Source organism: Kitasatospora sp. NPDC053308, assembly GCF_055585785.1.
The window spans coordinates 74,043-92,265 of sequence record NZ_JBVJJY010000003.1 but is presented as its reverse complement, the minus strand read 5'-3'; the positions used below and the strand labels follow the sequence as shown (position 1 = coordinate 92,265).

The window sequence follows — 18,223 nt, the reverse complement described above, 5'->3', positions numbered from 1 at the left end:
CGCCGCCAAGCACCCCCGCCGCCAAGCACCCCCGCCGCCGTCCAGCCGCCGGGCGCACGAGTCGCCCGAGCCCGGCGCCGGCCCTCAGCGCAGGCCGAGCCCGGCGTCCGGCGTCTTGCCCGCCTGCGCCTGCTCGACCCGCTGGACGAGCATCACCGCGAACCGCCGCGTCGCGGCCACGTCCACCGGACCGCCCTCGGTGGTCACGCTCGCCACCACGGTGCCCGCGCGCGTCACGATCCCGACGCCCTCACCCTCGGCCAGCGGCCCCTGGAAGGCCTGGCTCTCACTGCCCAGCGCCGGGCTGTCGATCTTCTTGAACGGCCCGGCGGCATACGAGGCGTAGGTCTCCGCCAGCCGCTTCTTGGCCGCGTCCCGGCTGGGCAGGGTCTCCACGATGAAGCGGGCCACCACGTCGCCCGAGGAGTAGCGGACCGACGCGCTGAGCGGCTTGCCCGCGCAGGAGGTGGCGGCGGTGCAGGTGACGGTGTGGTCGGCGGTGTCGACCTTGCGCTTCTCCTCCTCCCACCCGGTCATGACCTTGGCGTCCGGCAGCACCTGGGCGACCAGCTTGTCGTCCAGCAGCGCCGCCTCCAGGTCCGCGGTGGGCACCGCGACGGGGACGGCGGGCGCGGGCGCGGGCGCCGAAGCCGCTCCGGACCCGGTCGGCGACGCGGGCGCCGTCCCGGGCGCGGAGGCCCCTGCGGTACCGGCGGCCGCACTCGCCGCGGCCGCGCCCGCCGTCCCCGAGACCGCTGCCGGGGCCGCCCCCGACGCCGTACCCGCGGCGCTCTTCGACCCCCCGGACGAACACCCGGCCAGCACCGCCACCAGTACGCCCGCCGCCACCGCGGCGGCCTTCCGCCGACCACCCGTCCCCATCGCCCGCTCCCTCCGGCTGTCAGTGACCACTCAACATAGCCGCAGCTCCGGCACCACCCAGCGCCGCCCCCACCCTTCGCCCCCGCACCCGGAACCCCCACCCGGACCCGGAACCCGCTCTCGGCCCCCGCCCGCCGCCCTCCGAACCCGAGCCCCACCCCGCGGCCCCCACCACCCGCGCCCGCCGCCACGCCCCACCGGCCCATCCAGTACCGTCCCCCGGGGGCGACGACCACCGACGGGGGGACGACATGACAGGTGCGGACAGCCGGCCGCCGGACCTCACCCCGCCGGACCTCACCCCGTTGGTCCGGGCCGCCCAGCAGGGCGACGCCCTCGCCCTCGACGAGTTGCTGAGCCTGCTCATGCCGTACGTGGGCCGGGTCTGCGCTCCGATCGCCCTGCAGGACGCGCCGGACGCCGCCCAGGAGGCGATGATCGCGATCGTCCGGAACCTGCGCCAACTGCGCGAGCCGCAAGCCCTGTTCGGCTGGGCTCGGGCGATCGCCGCCCGCGAGGCCGTCCGCTTCGCCACCCGTCGCTCCCCTCGCCCCGAAGCCGACCCCGACCGCCCCGACGACCACGACCCCGAGTTGGCCACCGACATCCGGGACGTCCTGGAACGACTCCCGCCCGACCACCGCGCAATCCTGACCCTCCGTCACGTGGAGGGACTGGACGAGAAGTCCGTCTCCGAGATCCTCGAACTCCCGCTGGGAACCGTCCGTTCACGACTCTTCCGGGCCCGCCGCGGCTTCCGCGCCGCATGGGACGCCGAACCCCGCTGAGCCCGGAGGAAATCCGGGACCCCGGGGATTGCGACGCGCTCGACCGCCCTCTCCTCTCCTGACACCACCCCCAGGACGGAGACCCCGATGACCCACCCCCGCCCGCGCCCCGCCGCGCCCGCCCCTGCCGCGCCCGCCCTACCGGCCCTGCCCGCCCTGCCCGCCCTGCCCGCCGTCCCCGGAGTGCGCCACCACGACCTCGACGCCGACGGCATCCGCCTCCACCTCGCCGAAGCGGGCCCGGAGGCCGGCCCCGACAGCGGCCCCGGCGCCCACAGCGACACCGGCACCGGCACCGGCACCGCCCGCCCCACCCCGCTCCTCCTCCTGCACGGCTTCCCCCAGCACTGGTACGCCTGGCACCGCCTCCTCCCGCTCCTCAGCGGCGAGTTCCGCCTGCTCTGCCTCGACCTGCCCGGCTTCGGCTGGTCGCGGGCCCCGCGCGGCAGCGGCTACACGACCGAGGACCGGGCCCGCCTCGTCCTCGCCGCCCTCGACCGGCTCGGCCTCGATCGCGTCGGTCTGGTCGGCCACGACTGGGGCGCCTGGACGGGCTTCGAGCTGGCGCTGCGCGCACCCGAGCGGTTCACCGGCCTGCTCGCGCTCAACATGACCCACCCGTGGCCGAGGCAACGCGCCCCGCTCGGTACGGCCTGGCGGTTCTGGTACACCGCGCTGCTGGAGTACCCGGGCGTCGGCCGGCGGGTCGTCCGGCGCCACCCGGGCCTGCTCGCCCACTTGCTGCGCCGCGGCGTGCCGTCCGCCGGAACCCCGTGGCCCGCCGAGGAGTTGGCCTCGTACGTGAGCGCGGGCAGCACACCCGGGGCCGCCTACGCCGCCGAGCGACTGCACTGGGGCTTCGTCGTCCGCGACATCCCGCGGCTGGCCCTCGGGCGGTTCAGGAACCGTCGGCTGACCGTGCCCACCCACCTGCTCGGCGGGGAGCTGGACCCGGTGATCCGTCCGGCGCTGCTCTCCACCGCGGGCGCCCCGGCCGACCGCCTGACGGCCGAAGTCCTGCCCGGCGGCGGGCACTTCCTGCCGCACGAGCGGCCCGAGGAGGTCGCCGCCGCCGTCCGCCGGCTATTCGCCGCGCCGGTCCGCCGGCCCTGATCCGATCCGCCGCTCCAACCGGTCCAGCAGCACCTCGCCGCGCCGGTCGACGAGTCCGCCGAAGAAGCGCTGCGCGGGGCCCGCGCCGGGCACCCGCAGCGCGGCGAGCAGGGCGAAGCGCGTCCCGTCGCCGTCCGGCACGGCGGCCATCCCGCCGAGCAGCACCCGGCTCTGCATCAGGCACCAGCCGCTGCGCAGCACGATCTCGAACCGCTCCCGGTGCCCGAGCACGCTCACCGCGAGCCCCTCCGACCGGCCCGAGCCGTCGTCCCGTCCCCTGACCTCGAAGGAGCGCAACCCGCTGACCAGCCCGGGCAGTTCACCGGACAGGTCGCCGGCGACCGACCACACCTCGTCGAAGCCGGCCGCGAGCCGCCGCTCGGCGAACAGCGGTCGTCCGGGCCCGGCGGCCGCCATCACCCGCAGCCGCCGCACCGGGTCCAGCTCGACCGTCGGCCACCCCTCCGCCATCCGCCCCACCCCTCCCGCCACCCGAAGCGCCTGGCCCGACACACCGGGCCCGACACCCCGGGCCCGCCCCGCACGCTACCGCCCCGGCGGGCCCCCGGACGGCCCCGGAAGCTCCCGGACGTCCCACGACGCCTCCGGAAGCCCCGAAAGCCCCGGAACGCCGGCGGGGCGGTGACCGCCCTGGTCACCGCCCCGCCGACGCGAGCCCTTCGACGGATCAGACCGCCGGCGCCGGGTAGGTCGGGTACTCGACACCCGAGATGTACTGCACGACCCGGACGACCTGGCACGAGTAGCCGAACTCGTTGTCGTACCACAGGTACAGGATCGCGTTGTCGCCGTCGACCTTGGTCGCGCCGGCGTCCACGATCGAGGCGTGGCGCGAGCCGATGAAGTCGCTGGAGACCGCGTCGGGCGAGTCGATGAAGTCGATCTGGCGCTTCAGCGGCGAGGTCAGCGAGACGTTGCGCAGGTACTCCAGGACGTCCTCGCGGTTGGTCTCCCGCTTGAGCTGCAGGTTGAGGATCGCGATGGAGACGTCCGGCACGGGCACGCGGATCGAGCTGCCGGTGATCTTCGCCTTGAGGTCCGGCAGGGCCTTGGCGACGGCCGAGGCGGCACCGGTCTCGGTGATCACCATGTTCAGCGGCGCCGAGCGGCCGCGACGGTCGGCCTTGTGGTAGTTGTCCAGCAGGTTCTGGTCGTTGGTGAACGAGTGGACGGTCTCCACGTGGCCGCGGACCACGCCGTACTCGTCCTCCATCGCCTTCAGCGGCGGGACGATGGCGTTGGTGGTGCAGGAGGCGCAGGAGATGATCTGCTCGTCCGGCTTGATCATGTCGTGGTTGACGCCGTGCACGATGTTCGGGACGTCGCCCTTGCCCGGGGCGGTCAGCACGACCTTGGCGATGCCGGGGCGCAGGTGCTTGGACAGCCCCTCGCGGTCCCGCCACTTGCCGGTGTTGTCGATCAGGATCGCGTCCTTGATCCCGTACTCCGTGTAGTCGACCTTGGTCGGGTCGTCGGAGTAGATCACCGTGATCTCGTTGCCGTTGACGACGATCTTGTTGTGCGCCTCGTCGACGGTGATGGTGCCCTGGAACTGGCCGTGGATGGAGTCACGGCGCAGCAGCGAGGCGCGCTTGACCAGGTCGTCGCCGCCGCCGTTGCGCACGACGATGGCCTTCAGCCGCAGACCGTTGGCCGAGGCCTTCTCGATCAGCAGCCGCGCCACCAGCCGGCCGATGCGGCCGAACCCGTACAGCACGACGTCCTGGGCGGAACGGCGCTCCAGCTTGTTCTCGCCGGTGGCACCCGCGACGGCCTGGGCGGTGAACTCCTCCACCGACAGGCCGCGGTCGTCCGCCTTGTAGGTGGCGGCCAGCATGCCGATGTCGATCTGCGAGGGGCCGAGGTCCAGGGCGGTCAGCGCGCTCAGGAACGGCATCGTCTCGGTGACCGAGAGCTCCTCGCCGGCTATCTGCCGGGCGAAGCGGTGCGTCTTGAGGATGCTGACCACCGACTTGTTCACCAGGGAACGGCTGTGGCACAGGACGGTGACGTCCCGCTCCCGGTGCAGCCGCCCGATGATCGGGATCATCGACTCCGCGATCTCCTCGCGGTTCTTCCAGTCCGTGAACACGTCGTCGTTGACAGTCACAAGTCCATCTTTCGAGCTGAGGGTGTTGCCCACATGGTAGCTTCGCCCGCCCGCGCCCCAGCGGCCGGTCCCTCCCTTCCCCGCCTCCCCCGCCCCGCCGACCTGCGCTTTCCCCCGCCGCCCCGCCCGCAAAGGTGATCACCGCCACCCTCCGGACCCTCGGCCGCACCCCTCCCGCGGGCCGGCACGCGGGCCGGCACGCGGGCCGACCCGGGGGCCGACCCGGGGGCCGTCCCCCGGTCCCGTCGGCGGCCCCGCGCCGGTACGCCGCCGAGCGGTCCCGGGAGGGGCGCGTGCGCCGGTCGTCGGTCCACGCCCGGAATGATCAACGGGGCCAGTACAGTGATCGCACTGCGCGACCGGACGGATGCACGAGGGGGCCTGGGTGGCGACGCTGGGGATGCACCGGGACTTCCTGATGGAGTTCGCGGGCCTGGAGAAGTCGGTGCAGCGGAGGGTCTTCGAGACCTTCGAGAAGTTCACCGAGGCCACGCACGCCGGCGCGCACCTGGAGAAGCTGACGCACCAGCGGGACCCGCGGATCCGGACCATCCGGATCACCGACTTCTGGCGCGGCGTCGTCCTCAAGGCCGACCGGGGCGACGGGTACCTGCTGCTGAAGGTCCTCCCGCACGACAAGGCGAACGACTGGGCGGCCAAGCACCGGGCCTCGGTCAACGCCGCGACGCAGGGCGTCGAGATACGCAACGACGTCGCGCTGGAACGGGCGACCGAGTCGCTGCGGACGCGGACGTCCGACGAGCCCCGGCGGCTGTTCGCCGACCGGTCCGACAAGGTCCTGCGCAGCCTGGGCATCGACGAGGAGATCCTGCCGATCATCCGGCTGCTGCCCGACGAGGCCCACCTCGAAGCGCTCCACCGGGTGCTGCCGGAGCAGCAGTTCGACGTCCTGGTCGGCCTGGCCAGCGGCATGGAGCCGGCCGAGATCGACCGCGAGATCGTCCAGGCGTACGCGCGGGCGGCGGCGCCGGTGGACGCCGCGCAGCCCGCGGACGGGCTGGTCTCGGCGATGGCCCGCGCACGCGGCCGGGTCGCCCTGGTGTCCTGTCCCGAGGAGCTGGCGGAGATCCTGGAGCGCCCGTTCGACGCGTGGCGGATCTTCCTGCACCCGGCCCAGTACCGGCTCGCCCACCGGGAGTCGTACAACGGGCCGGCCCGCGTCACCGGCGGCCCGGGGACCGGCAAGACGGTGGTGGCCCTGCACCGGACGTACCACCTGGCGCGCCGGCTGCCGCCGGACGCCCCCGACGGCTCGGTACTGCTCACCACCTACACCAAGGACCTGGCGGCGGAGCTGGAGCGCTGCCTGGCCCTGCTCGTCACCGACGAGCGGATCCGGGCGAAGGTCCGGGTGGCCACCGTGGACGCGCTGGCCAACGAGGTCCTGCGCCGTTCACGCGGCGGCGCCCCACTGAAGATCCTCTTCAACCAGCGCGCCGTCCTGGCCCGTTGGGGGCGGGTCGCCCGCCGCCTCGGGGTCGACTTCAGCGACGTCTTCCTCGACCAGGAGTGGCGCCAGGTCGTCCTGGCCCAGGCGATCGACGGCCCGGAGCAGTACCTGCGGGCGTCGCGGTCCGGCCGGGGCACCGCACTCGGCCCGCTGAAGAAGGCCCAACTGTGGCGCGCGGTGGCCGCGTTCGAGGAGGAGCTGCGGCAGGCCGGGGAGTGGACGTTCCTGCAGGTCTGCGCGCAGGCCGCGCGGGTGCTCGACGACCGGGGGGAACGCCCGTTCCGGCACGTCGTGATCGACGAGGCCCAGGACCTGCACCCCGCGCAGTGGCGGTTCCTGCGGGCGCTCGTCGCAGCCGGGCCGGACGACCTGTTCCTCGCCGGCGACCCGCACCAGCGGATCTACGGCAACAAGGTCTCGCTGCGTTCGCTCGGCATCCAGGTGGTCGGGCGGTCCTCCCGGCTGCGGATCAACTACCGCACCACGCAGGAGATCCTCGCCTGGTCAGCGTCCCTGCTCACCGGCGAGCGCCCGGACGACATGGACGGCGGGGAGGAGTCCCTCGCGGGCTACCACTCGACCCTGCACGGCGCGCACCCCGAGACGCACGGGCACGCCGACAGGTCCGAGGAGATCCGGGCGGTCGTCGCCCGGATCGGGGAGTGGACCGCCTCGGGCGTGAGCCCGGAGGACATCGGCGTCGCCGCCCGGACCGTCCAGTTCGGCCGCGACGTCGCCGAGGCGCTGGAGCGGGCCGGGACACCCGCCTGCCTGCTCGGCAACGCGCCCGCCCCCGGCGTGCGGATCGGGACCATGCACCGGATGAAGGGGCTGGAGTTCCGCTGCGTCGCCGTCGCGGGCGTGAGCGACGGTGTGGTGCCCATGCACACCGCCATCACCCCGGTGGACGTCGACCCGCAGCAGCACCAGGAGGACCTCAACGGCGAGCTGAACCTGCTCTTCGTGGCCTGCACCCGGGCGCGCGAGGCGCTCTCCGTCTCCTGGCACGGAGCGCCGAGCCGGTTCCTCGACCCGGTCGTGCCGCGGCAGCCGGCCGAGCACGGGCGGGCCGAGGCCCTCCTCGGCTGACGACGGCCGCGACGGCGGCCACGGCCATGGCGCCGGCACCGGCGGGAGGAGTTGCCCGGGGTCCGGGGCGGTGGGGTAATGGGAGGCGTCCGGTGTCCACGTGTCCGACGGTTCACGTGTTCGACGAGCAACCCGGGAGCAGGCATGACCGGCGGTCCCGAACCCATCAGTGCCGAGGGCCTGCGCGCGGTGCAGGAGGAGCTGGCGCAGCTGCGGGCCGAGCGGGGGGAGGTGGCCGCGACGCTGCGCGGGGTGGAGCCGGTGGGGGACCGCGCGGACGCGGCGGACGAGTTGCAGCGGGCCTCCGAGGTGACGCGCCTGGACCGGCGGATCGCCGAGCTGGAGGGGCGGCTGCGGGAGGCCGAGGTGGCCGGGGCCCCGTCCACGGAGGTGGTGGGGGTGGGATCCACCGTCACGGTGCGGTTCGCGGACGGCGGGGAGGAGACCGTCGAGATCGCGGAGCTCGCCGAGGAGCGCGAGCTGACCCTGGTGACCGCGGACAGCCCGCTCGGGAAGGCGCTGCTCGGGCGCCGCGCCGGGGAGAGGGTGGACTACGAGACGCCGGGCGGCGCGACCAGCGCGGTCGTGCTGTCGGTGGGGGACGGCCGGTAGTCCGCTCGATCGGTGCCGTCCCTCGGGCCGGCGGAACCGCCCCGCCCTGTCGGCGATCCCCGCCCGACCGGCATTCCCCGCCCTGCCGCGTTCCCGCGCTGCCGGCGGGCCCGCCGTGCCCGGCGCCGCCACCGCCCCGCTCGTCCGGCCATGGGAAGAGCGAGGATGGGCCCGTAAGGTCGTACCGCCACGCCAGCACGACCGAGGAGCCGACCACCATGGGCCGAGTGACCGTCCCGCGCAGAGTGCTGCGCCTGCGCCAGGGCACGCCGTCGTACCGCCCCGACACCCTGGCCGCGGAGGAGCCGATGGAGATCCGGGTCGGCGGGCGCCCGCTGACGGTGACCATGCGCACCCCGGGCCACGACTTCGACCTGGCGGCCGGCTTCCTGGTCAGCGAGGGCGTGCTGCACGCCGCCCACCAGGTGGCGGGCATCCGCTACTGCGCGGGCGCCACCGCCGACGGCGGCAACACCTACAACGTCGTCGACGTCGTCCTCGCCCCCGGTGTGCCCGCTCCGGACGCCTCGCTGGAGCGCAACTTCTACACCACCTCCTCCTGCGGCCTGTGCGGCAAGGCCAGCCTGGACGCGGTGCGCACCACCGCGCCCTGGAGCGTCGCCGAGGACGGGCTGCGCGTCACCCCCGGACTGCTGTCCGCCCTGCCCGACCGGCTGCGCGCCGCCCAGAAGGTCTTCGACAGCACCGGCGGCCTGCACGCCGCGGGCCTGTTCGACGCGGACGGCCGGCTGCTCTGCCTGCGCGAGGACGTCGGCCGGCACAACGCCGTGGACAAGGTGGTCGGCCACGCCCTGCGCGAGGGCCTGCTGCCGGCCCGCGGCACGGTGCTGATGGTCAGCGGCCGGGCCTCCTTCGAGCTGGTCCAGAAGGCCGTGATGGCGGGCGTCCCGCTGCTCGCGGCGGTCTCCGCGCCCTCCTCCCTGGCGGTGGACCTGGCCGAGGAGACCGGCCTGACCCTGGTCGGGTTCCTGCGCGGCGACTCGATGAACGTCTACACCCGCACCGATCGCATCGACACGGAGCCGGCCGACCGGGAGACGGCCGACCGGGACACCTCGGAGGCCTCCGCCTCCGTCCCCGTCCGACGGCCCGAGTAGACGCTGTCGCGCCGAGCGGGACCACGCGTCTGCCCGTCGCCCCGCCCGCGGGGGCCGGATGCGGTGACGGGCGCGCTTCCGGGGCCGGACCCACCGGGGCAGGTCGGGGCGGGTTCGGGGCGGGGCGGGGTCGGGGCGGGGCGGTTCCGGCGGTCAGTCCGTCGGCTGGGGCGTCCAGCGGTGCAGGCCCTTGCGGTCGTAGTAGCGGGTCATCGCGAAGCCGAACGCCAGGGCCAGTGCCGCACCGATCGCGATCATGACCCAGCCGCGGGCCAGCCCGGCATCGCCCCGGGCGTCGAAGTAGAGGATCGCCCGGATGCCGTCGCTGAGCTGGCGCATCGGCTCGAAGACGCTCAGGAAGCGGTAGAAGCCGGGCACCGCCTGCAGCGGGACGGTCGCGCCGGAGGAGGGCAGCGCGAGCGCGATGAAGACGAACATCGACACCAGCTGCCCGATCCCGCCGAACGCGGCGTTGATCGCCTGCACCCCGAGGCCGACGGCGAGGCTGGCGCAGTAGGTGAAGAGCCAGAGCATCGCCTGGTGCGGGGCGTCCATGCCGAGGACGCCGATCGTGCCGAGCATCACCAGGGAGGTGGTGAGCAGCATGATCCCGGCCGTCATGATCATCTTCAGCAGGAGGGTCTGGGTGCGGTTGATCGGGACGGTCGGGCGGCGGGTGTGCCAGGGGCCGATCTCGCTGTCGCTGTAGCCGAGCGCGCCGTCGACGCCGTTGTGGATGATGTTGCCGCCGATGAAGCCGGTCAGCACGGCCAGCAGGCTGAAGTAGAAGGCGCTCAGGCCCAGTCCGCTGTGGCTGCCGATCGGGTGCCCGACCTGGGTGGCGACGGCGATCGGATCGGCGAGCAGCAGCCGCGCGGTGGCGCCGGTGTCCGGGCCGGGGGTGGTCGTGGCGGGAACGGCGGCCAGCAGCTGCCGACCGGCCGCCTGGGAGGCCTGGTGCACGGCGTTCTGGGAGACCTGCGCGGCCAGCGAGGAGCCGAGACTGCCCAGGCCGGGGTTGGTCAGCACCGTCACGGTCGGCCGTTCGGTGGCCCCGCCGGTGGCCAGCGCGGTGACGGAGGCGGTGAAGTCCTTGGGGACGAGCAGCGCCCCGTAGACCTTGCCGGAGGAGAGCTGCTCGCGCAGCCCGGCCTCGTCCACCCGCCGCCAGTCGACGGTGCTGTCGGGCGTGCCGGCCACGATCGCCGCGGTCAGCTGCGTGCCGAGGTTCGCAGGCTGCCCGGGCGGCGGCGCGCCCTGATCCGCGTTCACCAGCGCGATGGGCAGCCGGTGCAGGTGTCCGGTCGGGTTGACGATGCCGCCCATGTAGAGCAGCGAGAGCACCACGGCCAGCAGACCGCACAGCACGCTCGGGAACAGCCACAGCTTCGGATTGCGCGCGAGGACGAGCGCCCGCGCCTGCCGGGGAGCCCCCGGGGAACCTTCGGTCTCCATGCCACCCCTCGGTTCGGGCACGAGCCGGTGCCGCTGCCGCTACGGCGGGAAGTCGTTCCGTGGGAGCCCTCCGCCCAAACCCGCATCACCCGCCCGGCCCCACCCGGCCGCGCCCGACTCCCCGGCCCCAGGGCCCGGCCCCAGGGCCCCGGCCCCACCGAGCGCCCTCCGGCCTTCAGCGCCACCGCCCCCATCACCGCCCCCGCCCCAGGGCCCCGCCCCCGAGCGGGCGGGCCCACCGCACGTCCGCCCCGCGCTGGGGCCGGCTCCGCGCCGGGCGGGGGCCCGGCCTCCGCTCAGCGCACGTCGACGGTGAAGCGGCGCTCGTCCTGGTCGGTGCCGCCCGATCCGGAGGCGGCGCGGTGGGGGTTGCGCAGGGTGATGGTGGCGCGGCCCGGGTTGGGGCCGGCCCGGAAGACGAAGTAGTAGCGGCCGCCGGAGCCCGCCGCGCCGGTGGCTCCGACCAGGTCCGAGAGGCCGAAGTTCTTGACGTACTCGTCGCCCACCGCCCGGACGGTCGCCGGGTCAGCCGCCTGGCCGGTCGCCTGGCCGGGGGCCTGGTCGGCCGCCTGGCCGGGGGCCTGGTCGGCCGCCTGGCCGGGGGCCGGGTCGGCCAGCGTCCAGATCTGGCCGGTCACCCGGTGGGCGCTGACCGCGACGGAGAACAACTCGCCGGGCTTCACCGCCAGTTCACCGGAGGTGGCGGTGAACACCGTGCCGTGGTCGAGCTTGCCGGTGGTCATCCGGTGGACCACCACCGCGCCCACCACGCCGGCGACGGCCAGCAGGGCCACCGCCGCGATCAGGATCCGGCGCCACGTCACGCGTTCGCCTCCCGGTGGGTGATCCGCAGCGCCAGCACGGCGGCCACGGCCTCCAGCCAGCGCGCGACCAGCAGGTCCCCGGTCGGGTCGCCGACCACCGTGGCGGCCGACTCCAGCCAGCCGCGCGCCACCGCGGCCGCCGCGCCGGGCAGCGGTTCGGGCAGCGCGGCCGCGTAGCGGGTGCCGCCGGAGCGGACCACCTCGCCGAGGAAGACCAGGGCGCGCGGCAGCACGCCCAGCCGGTCGACGGTGATCGCGGCGGCCACCGCTCCGTCGCCGAACAGCGTCGACCGGTGCGGGCCCGGGGCGGGCAGCCCGAAGCGCAGCAGGACCTCGACGTCGAGTCCGGCGAGATGAGAGTCGCTCATGGCGGGCGGGGTGCTACTCAACTGCGTCCTCACTTGGGCATCTGGACGTGGTCGGCGATCGGCATGTTGCCGCCGGCGGCCGCGCCCTCCATGTGGTTGTTGATGAAGTCGCTCTCGCTGACCCAGACGGTGTAGCCCCAGGGGTTGTAGATCTCCAGTTGGTCGCCCCGGTGCCCGATGATCATCATCTGGTGGCCGTCCGGCCGGAACCAGGTGTCCTCCTTGACCCCGATCGGCACCGGCTTGCCCTGGTCCACCGCCGACTCGACCTGCGCGAGCACGTCCTTGCGCTGCTCCGGTCCCTCCAGGTCGACGGTGTGGTAGCCCGCCCCGGTGTGCTTGCCGATCTCGTCGTTGGCGGCGTCCTTGGACTCGCCGTCGCTCATCCCGTCCTGCCACTCGTTCCACCAGTTCTTGGTGTCGTAGACGCGGTCGGTCTCCTTGAGCCAGCGGTCGTACGCGGCCGGCCCGTTGTCGTACTTCGGGTCGCCGGGGTGCCCGCCGGTGGTGAGCTGGAGGGCGAACAGCGGGTCGACCATCGCCCGGGCGGTGACGGTCGACCCGGCCACGCAGGTCGGCTTGTCGCCCTGGCTCCACGCCACGCCCAGGTAGGTGGTGTCCCGCTGGTCGGTGGAGGAGGAGTTGATCTGCACCGGCGACACCCGCTGGGCCAGCCAGCCCGGGTCGTCGCCGTGCTCGTGGATCAGGTCGTCGAAGGCCTTGACCTCGTCGTAGCTGTGCCCCGCGGCCAGCGCCTTCATCAGGTAGGCGCGCTCCTCCGGGGACTTGCTGCCGGCCAGCAGCTGGTCGAAGCGGGCCCGGTCGGCGTCGCTCATCTTGTCCATGAACTGGCCGGCCCGGGTCACGTCGTTGGCCGTCAGGATCTGCCCGAACTGGTCGCTGCCGGCCACCGCCGCGTCCGCGATGACCAGCTTGTCGGCGGCGCCCAATCCCTTGTTCTTGAACTTCGCCGCGAGCGCCTTGTTCGCCAGCGCGGTCAGCTCACGGGCGGCGGCGCGCCCGGCGTCCTCGGCCTTCACCGCCGCGTCGTAGAGCGACTTGATGCCCTCCTTCGCCTTGCCATGAGCGGAGTGCATCTTGTCGTCGTCCCAGTTGAACGGGTCCGGCGCGCCCGAGACGGTGATGTCGTGCAGCAGGCTCAGCGCCTCGCTGAGCGGTGCGTGGCCCTGGCCGTGCAGCTTCTGCGCCTCGCTCAACGCGGCGGCCAGCGCCTTCAGCTGGTCCCGGCCCTGGCCCAGGACGTCCCGGCAGCGCGTCAGGTCGTCGGCCGAGGCCTTGACCACCTCGGCCGCCTTCTCCCCGACCTGCCCGGTCCAGGCGTCCGGCAGGTGCTGGGCAGCGACCCGCTCCACCTTCATCTGGATCAGGTCCAGCTGACTGTTCGCCGTGTTGTACGCGGTGGCGAACTCGCCGAGCTTCCCGGGGTCGCCCTTCGGGGCGGGCAGCTGCAGCGCGTCGTGCACGGCGTACTTGAGGTCGCCCGCGCCCCACATGCCGTGCGACTCGTCGATGGTCTTCTTCAGGCGTTCCACCTGCTCCCGGTGGTTGCCCGGGTTCCCGAACGGGTTGAGCGGATCGACGCTGTGGTCGGGCACCGGTCAGCTCCCCTGCTTCTGGTACTGCTGCTCGACACCGTGGTCGGTGTTGGTGTAGTTCGCCGCGGTGGTGTGCACCTTGCCGCCCAGGTCGTTCAACGCGTCGACGTTGACGCCCAGCTCGTCCTGCCACGCCTGCCAGAACGCCTTCGCCGCGTCACCCGCGCCGTACTCACCGAAGGTCCCCTCGCCGGACATGCCGATCTTGCCCAGCGCGTCCTTCACCGAGCCGACCTCCGCGCCGGCCGCTATCAGCTGGTCGCCCGCGTCCCCGAGCTTCTCCGGATGGGCGCTGAACCCCACCCCGGCACCGTCGCTGCCCATGACATCTCCCCCGATACCCCGTCATACAGTCCGAAGATCGCCGGACAGCATACCGGCAGTTCCGCCGCCCTCCCGGCCCCGAACACCGCCTCGGAACGGCACCCGCACAACCCGCCCGATCCGCGCGGAAAGCTCACAGGATCCCCGCATCCCCGCGTCCCCGCATCCCCGCGCCCCCGCGTCCCCGGCGGCCTGCAGGAGCTCACCACCGGCGGGGGAAGGCCCGGCGGGCGCACCGTGCACATCCGCGCACCGGCCGGACCTCCGGTACGGGCGGGCGGGGGGCGGCTGGCCGGCGGCACGGCCGGCTGCGCCGGGCGGCCCGAACGCTCCCCGAGGCGCCGGCCCCTTCTCCACGTCAACCGCGTTGTCCTAGCCTGGCGGGCATGACCGACCGCGTAGTGCCCGAGCCGCAACGCAGGCGGCGGCGCCCGACCAAGCAGGGCGTGGTCCTCTCCGCCGAGCTGATCGTCGACACCGCCCTGCGGCTGATCGGGCAGCACGGCGCCGAGGCGCTCACCGTACGGCGGCTCGGAGCCGCGCTCGGCGCCGACCCGAGCGCGGTCTACCGCTACTTCCACAGCACCGACGACCTGCTCCTCGCGATCGCCGACGAGCTCATCGGCCGCGCCCAGCAGGGCCGGCGGCCCACCGGCGACTGGCGGGCCGACCTGCGCGAGATCGGGCTGCGCATCCACGCCGCCTACCAGGCCCACCCGCAGGCCGCCCTGCTCGCGGCCCACCGCACCACCGGGCGCACCCATGAGACCGCCGCCGTCGAGGCGATCCTCGGCATCCTGCGCACGGCCGGCTTCCCTGACCCGGAGGCCGTCCGCATCTACCACGCCTTCGTCGACCAGAGCCTCGGCTTCGCCGCCCTGGACGCCGCCGCCCTCGCCCTCCCCGGCCCCGCCGCGTCCGCCGACCTGGCGGTCTGGCAGGCCTCCTACGCCCGCCTCGACGCCGCCACCCACCCCCACATCGCCGCCACCGCCGACCTCCTCACCGCCGACATGCGCCGCAGCGGCTACCCGTACGCCCTGGACCTCCTCCTCGACGCGGCGGAGGCCCGCCTCCGGGCAGTGGGCGGGAGCGCCGGGGACGGCGGAAGCGACAAGGACGGGGACGGGGACGGGGACGGCGGGGGCAGGGCCGGAGGCGGGGACGGCGGCCGAAGCGGCGGCGGGGGCGGCCGCGCGGGCTGAGCCGGCCCGCCCAAGGCCCACCCCACCCCACCCCACTCCGGGCTCAGTCCGCCGCGTGCACCAACTTCCCGCCCACGTACGTCCGCAGCACCCGCGCCTGCGCGATCTCCTCCGGCGGCCCGGTGAGGATGTCCCGGTCGAGCACGACGAGGTCGGCGAGGTGCCCGGCCGCCAGCACTCCCGCGTCGTCGTGCCCGTTCACGTGCGCCGACCCGGCCGTGTACGCGGCGATCGCGGAGCCGAGGTCGAGCCGCTGCTCGGGCAGGAAGACCCGCCCGTCGGTGGCGTCCGGCTCCATCCGGTTGACCGCCACGTGCAGTCCCGCCAGCGGGTCGGGGCTGCTGACCGGCCAGTCGCTGCCGGCCGCCAGGGTCGCGCCCGCGCGCTGCAGGGCGCCGAACGGGTACTGCCAGGCGGCGCGTTCGGGGCCGAGGAAGGGGATGGTGAGCTCGTCCATCTGCGGTTCGTGGGCGGCCCAGAGCGGCTGGATGTTGGCGATCGCGCCGAGCCGCGCGAAGCGGTCCAGGTCGTCCGGGTGGACCACCTGGAGGTGGGCCAGGTGGTGCCGGTTGCCGCGCCGTCCGTTGGCGGCGCGGGCCGCCTCGACGGCGTCCAGCGCCTCGCGGACGGCCCGGTCGCCGAGCGCGTGGAAGTGCACCTGGAAGCCGAGCGCGTCCAGTTCGGTGACGTAGCCGCGCAACGCCGTCGGATCGACGAAGCTGAGGCCGGAGTTGGCGGTGGCGCAGCCGCAGCCGTCCAGGTAGGGGCTGGTCATCGCGGCGGTGAAGTTCTCGGCGATGCCGTCCTGCATGATCTTCACCGAGCCGGCCCGGAACCGTCCGTGACTCAACTCCTCGCGTCGCTCTACCAGTTCGGGGATCTGCTCGGCGCCGCGGTCGCGCTGCCACCAGAGCGCGCCGGCGACCCGGGCGGTCAGCGCGCCGGAGCGCGCCGCGGCCAGGTAGGCGTCGGACGGGTCCGGCTGGCCGTTGAACTCGCCGAGCAGCGCGTCCTGCCAGCCGGTGATGCCGAGCGAGTGCAGCAACCGCTGGGCGCGCAGCAGCCCGTCCAGCCGGTCGGCGGCGGTGGAGGGCGGCAGGAGACGCGCGACGAGTGCGGTGGCGCCCTCCTGGAGCGTGCCGCTCGGCGTGCCGTCGGCCTCGCGCTCGATCCGCCCGTCGGCCGGGTCGGGGGTGTCCCGGGTGAGGCCGGCGAGTTCCAGTGCCCGGGTGTTGGCCCAGGCGCCGTGGTGGTCCCGGTTGGTCAGGTAGACCGGGCGGTCGGGGACGACGGAGTCGAGCAGCTGCCGGGTCGGCAGGCCGCCGTCGAAGCTCTCCATCGACCATCCGCTGCCGGTGATCCACTCCTGCCCGGGGTTCGCCTCCGCGTACGCCCGGATCCGCTGCAGGTAGTCGGCGACGCCGACCGTCCCGGTGAGGTCGCAGACCGCCAACTCCGCGCCGCCGAACACCGCGTGGATGTGCGCGTCCTGGAAGCCGGGCAGCAGCAGCCGGCCGGTGAGGTCCACGACCTCCGTCCTCGGACCGATCAACTCCCGTACCTCGTCGTGCCCGACGGCGGCGATCCGCTCGCCGACGACCGCCAGGCTGCTCGCCCGGGTGCGGGCGGCGTCGCCGGTGTGGACGGGTCCGTGGGTGAAGACCAGATCGGCCTCGGTCATGGGTGGTGCTCCGTTCTGTGCTGGTGAACCGCTCGGCTCGGAAAGGACGTCGACCCCTCGCCTCAGTCGTCCACGTCGCGGCCCTCCTCTCCCAGGAAGTACGGCGCGCGCCGCCGCCAGCGGGCCCAGACCGCCGACGGCAGCCCGGTGACGATCATCAGCGCCACCACCGTCAGCTCGAACCAGCCGTTGTCGGCGGAGAGTTCGAAGTGGTCGGCGGAGTCGTAGAAGTCCCAGGCCAGGTAGCCGCCGACGGCGAGCAGCGCCGCCGCGCCCAGCAGCGGCCCGACCACGGCGCGCAGCCCCTGCACCACGTCGGTGCGCAGCAGCCCGCGGAACCGTACGGCGGCGGCGATCGCGGTCAGGGCGTAGTAGAGCGCGACGATGATGCCGATGGCGTTGACCGCGGCCGAGATCAGGTCGTTGACGGTCGGGATGGCGATCGAGGCCAGCGCGAGTGCGACGGCCACGCCGGTGATCAGCAGGGTTCCGACGGCGGGTGTGGCGTGCCGGGGGTGCAGCCGGGTCCAGACCGGGCCGAGCACCCGGTCGCGTCCCATCGCGTACATCCCGCGGGCGGTCGGGATCACCGAGGACTGCAGCGAGGCCACCGCGGAGAACATCAGCGCGATCAACGGCAGTGCGGCGAGCGGCTGGTGGGCGAGCCTGGTGCCGAAGTAGGTCAGCCCGTGCGCGCCGTTGTCGGCCAACTCGCCGATCGGCAGCACCCGTTGGAAGGCGGTGCCGGCGAGCAGGAACAGCAGCAGCATCACCACCAGGGCGATCACGCCGCCCCGGGAGGCGTCGCGCGGGTCGCGCACCTCCTCGCCGACGCTGAACACCGATTCGAAGCCCCAGTAGCAGAACACCGCCAGCACCATGCCCTGTGCGAGGGCGTCGAAGGACGGGATGTCGAAGGGGTTGAACCACTGCGCCGAGAACGGCTGGTCTCCGGCGAACAGCCCGTACCCGCAGAAGCCCAGCAGCACCACGTACTCGAACACCAGCAGTGCCTTCTGCAGCCGGGCCGCCAGGTCCAGCCCGCGCACCGCGACCAGCGCGGCGCCGACCAGGACCACCACGCCGATCAGGGTGCACTGGACGGTCGCGTCGGCGTCCAGCCGCAGTCCGGCCACGCTGCGCACGTGCGCCTCGTCGAGCAGTTGGACGATCGACGAGCCGGTGACGGTCGTGGTGTACGCCATGAACACCACCGTGCCGACCGTGTTCACCCACCCGGTGAGGAAGCCCAGCCACGGGCTGAGCGTGCGCCCGACCCACCGGTAACTGCTGCCGGCGTCCGGCTCCACGGCGTTCAACCGCCCGTAGCCGCCCGCGATCGCGAGCACCGGCAGGAAAGCCAGCAGCATGATCGCCGGCAGGTGCAGCCCGACCACCCCGGCCATCAGGCCCAGGCCGATCCCGATGCTGCTGGTGGCGGCCGTGCTCGACGCGGCGATCGCCACCCCGTCCAGCAGCCCGATCGACTTCCGCATGCCGACGCCGGTCCCGCTCGCGTCCGCTCTCGGACCGCTGCCCGTGTCCT

16 protein-coding genes are annotated in these 18,223 nt (G+C 74.1%); 6 read left to right on the top strand and 10 right to left on the bottom strand.

Annotated elements, in window-relative coordinates; genetic code table 11:
* Positions 1–84: 84 nt before the first annotated feature.
* Complete coding sequence (locus ACZ6Y7_RS08455; RefSeq protein ID WP_465757087.1) at positions 85–612, bottom strand: hypothetical protein; 528 nt, start codon at positions 610–612, stop codon at positions 85–87.
* A gap of 521 nt (positions 613–1,133) precedes the next feature.
* Here ACZ6Y7_RS08455 and ACZ6Y7_RS08450 point away from each other — a divergent pair.
* The gene (locus ACZ6Y7_RS08450; protein ID WP_465757086.1) at positions 1,134–1,670 is read left to right on the top strand and encodes an RNA polymerase sigma factor; all 537 of its coding nucleotides are present in this window, start codon (positions 1,134–1,136) and stop codon (positions 1,668–1,670) included.
* 87 nt (positions 1,671–1,757) lie between these two features.
* Positions 1,758–2,783, top strand: a complete 1,026-nt coding sequence (locus ACZ6Y7_RS08445; protein ID WP_465757085.1) for an alpha/beta fold hydrolase — start codon at positions 1,758–1,760, stop codon at positions 2,781–2,783.
* Here ACZ6Y7_RS08445 and ACZ6Y7_RS08440 read toward each other — a convergent pair.
* Both ACZ6Y7_RS08440 and ACZ6Y7_RS08435 read right to left on the bottom strand, forming a co-directional pair.
* Positions 2,754–3,254 carry a hypothetical protein gene (locus tag ACZ6Y7_RS08440; RefSeq protein WP_465757084.1) on the bottom strand — a complete coding sequence of 167 codons (501 nt, stop codon included), beginning with the start codon at positions 3,252–3,254 and terminating at the stop codon, positions 2,754–2,756. The genes ACZ6Y7_RS08445 and ACZ6Y7_RS08440 overlap by 30 nt on opposite strands.
* Positions 3,255–3,471: 217 nt before the next feature.
* Positions 3,472–4,914, bottom strand: a complete 1,443-nt coding sequence (locus ACZ6Y7_RS08435) for a glyceraldehyde-3-phosphate dehydrogenase (RefSeq protein ID WP_465757083.1) — start codon at positions 4,912–4,914, stop codon at positions 3,472–3,474.
* Positions 4,915–5,299: 385 nt separating this feature from the next.
* Here ACZ6Y7_RS08435 and ACZ6Y7_RS08430 point away from each other — a divergent pair, with 385 nt between their 5' ends.
* The 3 genes from ACZ6Y7_RS08430 to fdhD all read left to right on the top strand — a co-directional run bounded on the left by ACZ6Y7_RS08430 (position 5,300) and on the right by fdhD (position 9,204).
* A complete protein-coding gene (locus tag ACZ6Y7_RS08430) occupies positions 5,300–7,474 on the top strand; it encodes a UvrD-helicase domain-containing protein (protein WP_465757082.1) in 2,175 nt (724 codons plus the stop codon).
* Between the two features lie 144 nt (positions 7,475–7,618).
* Positions 7,619–8,086, top strand: a complete 468-nt coding sequence (locus ACZ6Y7_RS08425) for a GreA/GreB family elongation factor (protein WP_465757081.1) — start codon at positions 7,619–7,621, stop codon at positions 8,084–8,086.
* Between the two features lie 218 nt (positions 8,087–8,304).
* Positions 8,305–9,204 (top strand): formate dehydrogenase accessory sulfurtransferase FdhD, encoded by a 900-nt coding sequence (fdhD, locus tag ACZ6Y7_RS08420; protein ID WP_465757080.1) that lies wholly within the window; start codon positions 8,305–8,307, stop codon positions 9,202–9,204.
* Positions 9,205–9,357: 153 nt separating this feature from the next.
* Here the strand turns inward: fdhD and ACZ6Y7_RS08415 are convergent, their stop codons facing one another.
* From ACZ6Y7_RS08415 to ACZ6Y7_RS08395, 5 genes are all read right to left on the bottom strand, one after another.
* Entirely contained in the window at positions 9,358–10,659 is a 1,302-nt protein-coding gene (locus tag ACZ6Y7_RS08415) for a YhgE/Pip domain-containing protein (protein WP_465757079.1), read from the bottom strand.
* Positions 10,660–10,955: 296 nt separating this feature from the next.
* Entirely contained in the window at positions 10,956–11,483 is a 528-nt protein-coding gene (locus tag ACZ6Y7_RS08410; protein ID WP_465757078.1) for a hypothetical protein, read from the bottom strand.
* Entirely contained in the window at positions 11,480–11,851 is a 372-nt protein-coding gene (locus ACZ6Y7_RS08405; protein ID WP_465757077.1) for a hypothetical protein, read from the bottom strand. The genes ACZ6Y7_RS08410 and ACZ6Y7_RS08405 overlap by 4 nt, the downstream gene beginning before the upstream one ends.
* A 29-nt stretch (positions 11,852–11,880) precedes the next feature.
* A complete protein-coding gene (locus ACZ6Y7_RS08400) occupies positions 11,881–13,467 on the bottom strand; it encodes a cysteine peptidase family C39 domain-containing protein (RefSeq protein WP_465757076.1) in 1,587 nt (528 codons plus the stop codon).
* 3 nt (positions 13,468–13,470) lie between these two features.
* A complete protein-coding gene (locus ACZ6Y7_RS08395; protein WP_465757075.1) occupies positions 13,471–13,791 on the bottom strand; it encodes a hypothetical protein in 321 nt (106 codons plus the stop codon).
* A gap of 386 nt (positions 13,792–14,177) precedes the next feature.
* On the opposite strand from ACZ6Y7_RS08395, the gene ACZ6Y7_RS08390 reads away from it, so the two are divergent.
* Positions 14,178–14,996 carry a TetR/AcrR family transcriptional regulator gene (locus ACZ6Y7_RS08390; RefSeq protein ID WP_465757074.1) on the top strand — a complete coding sequence of 273 codons (819 nt, stop codon included), beginning with the start codon at positions 14,178–14,180 and terminating at the stop codon, positions 14,994–14,996.
* A 43-nt stretch (positions 14,997–15,039) separates the two neighbouring features.
* Here the strand turns inward: ACZ6Y7_RS08390 and ACZ6Y7_RS08385 are convergent, their stop codons facing one another.
* Both ACZ6Y7_RS08385 and ACZ6Y7_RS08380 read right to left on the bottom strand, forming a co-directional pair.
* Complete coding sequence (locus ACZ6Y7_RS08385) at positions 15,040–16,677, bottom strand: amidohydrolase (protein WP_465757073.1); 1,638 nt, start codon at positions 16,675–16,677, stop codon at positions 15,040–15,042.
* A gap of 62 nt (positions 16,678–16,739) precedes the next feature.
* Positions 16,740–18,173 (bottom strand): APC family permease, encoded by a 1,434-nt coding sequence (locus ACZ6Y7_RS08380; protein WP_465757072.1) that lies wholly within the window; start codon positions 18,171–18,173, stop codon positions 16,740–16,742.
* Positions 18,174–18,223 lie beyond the last annotated feature (50 nt).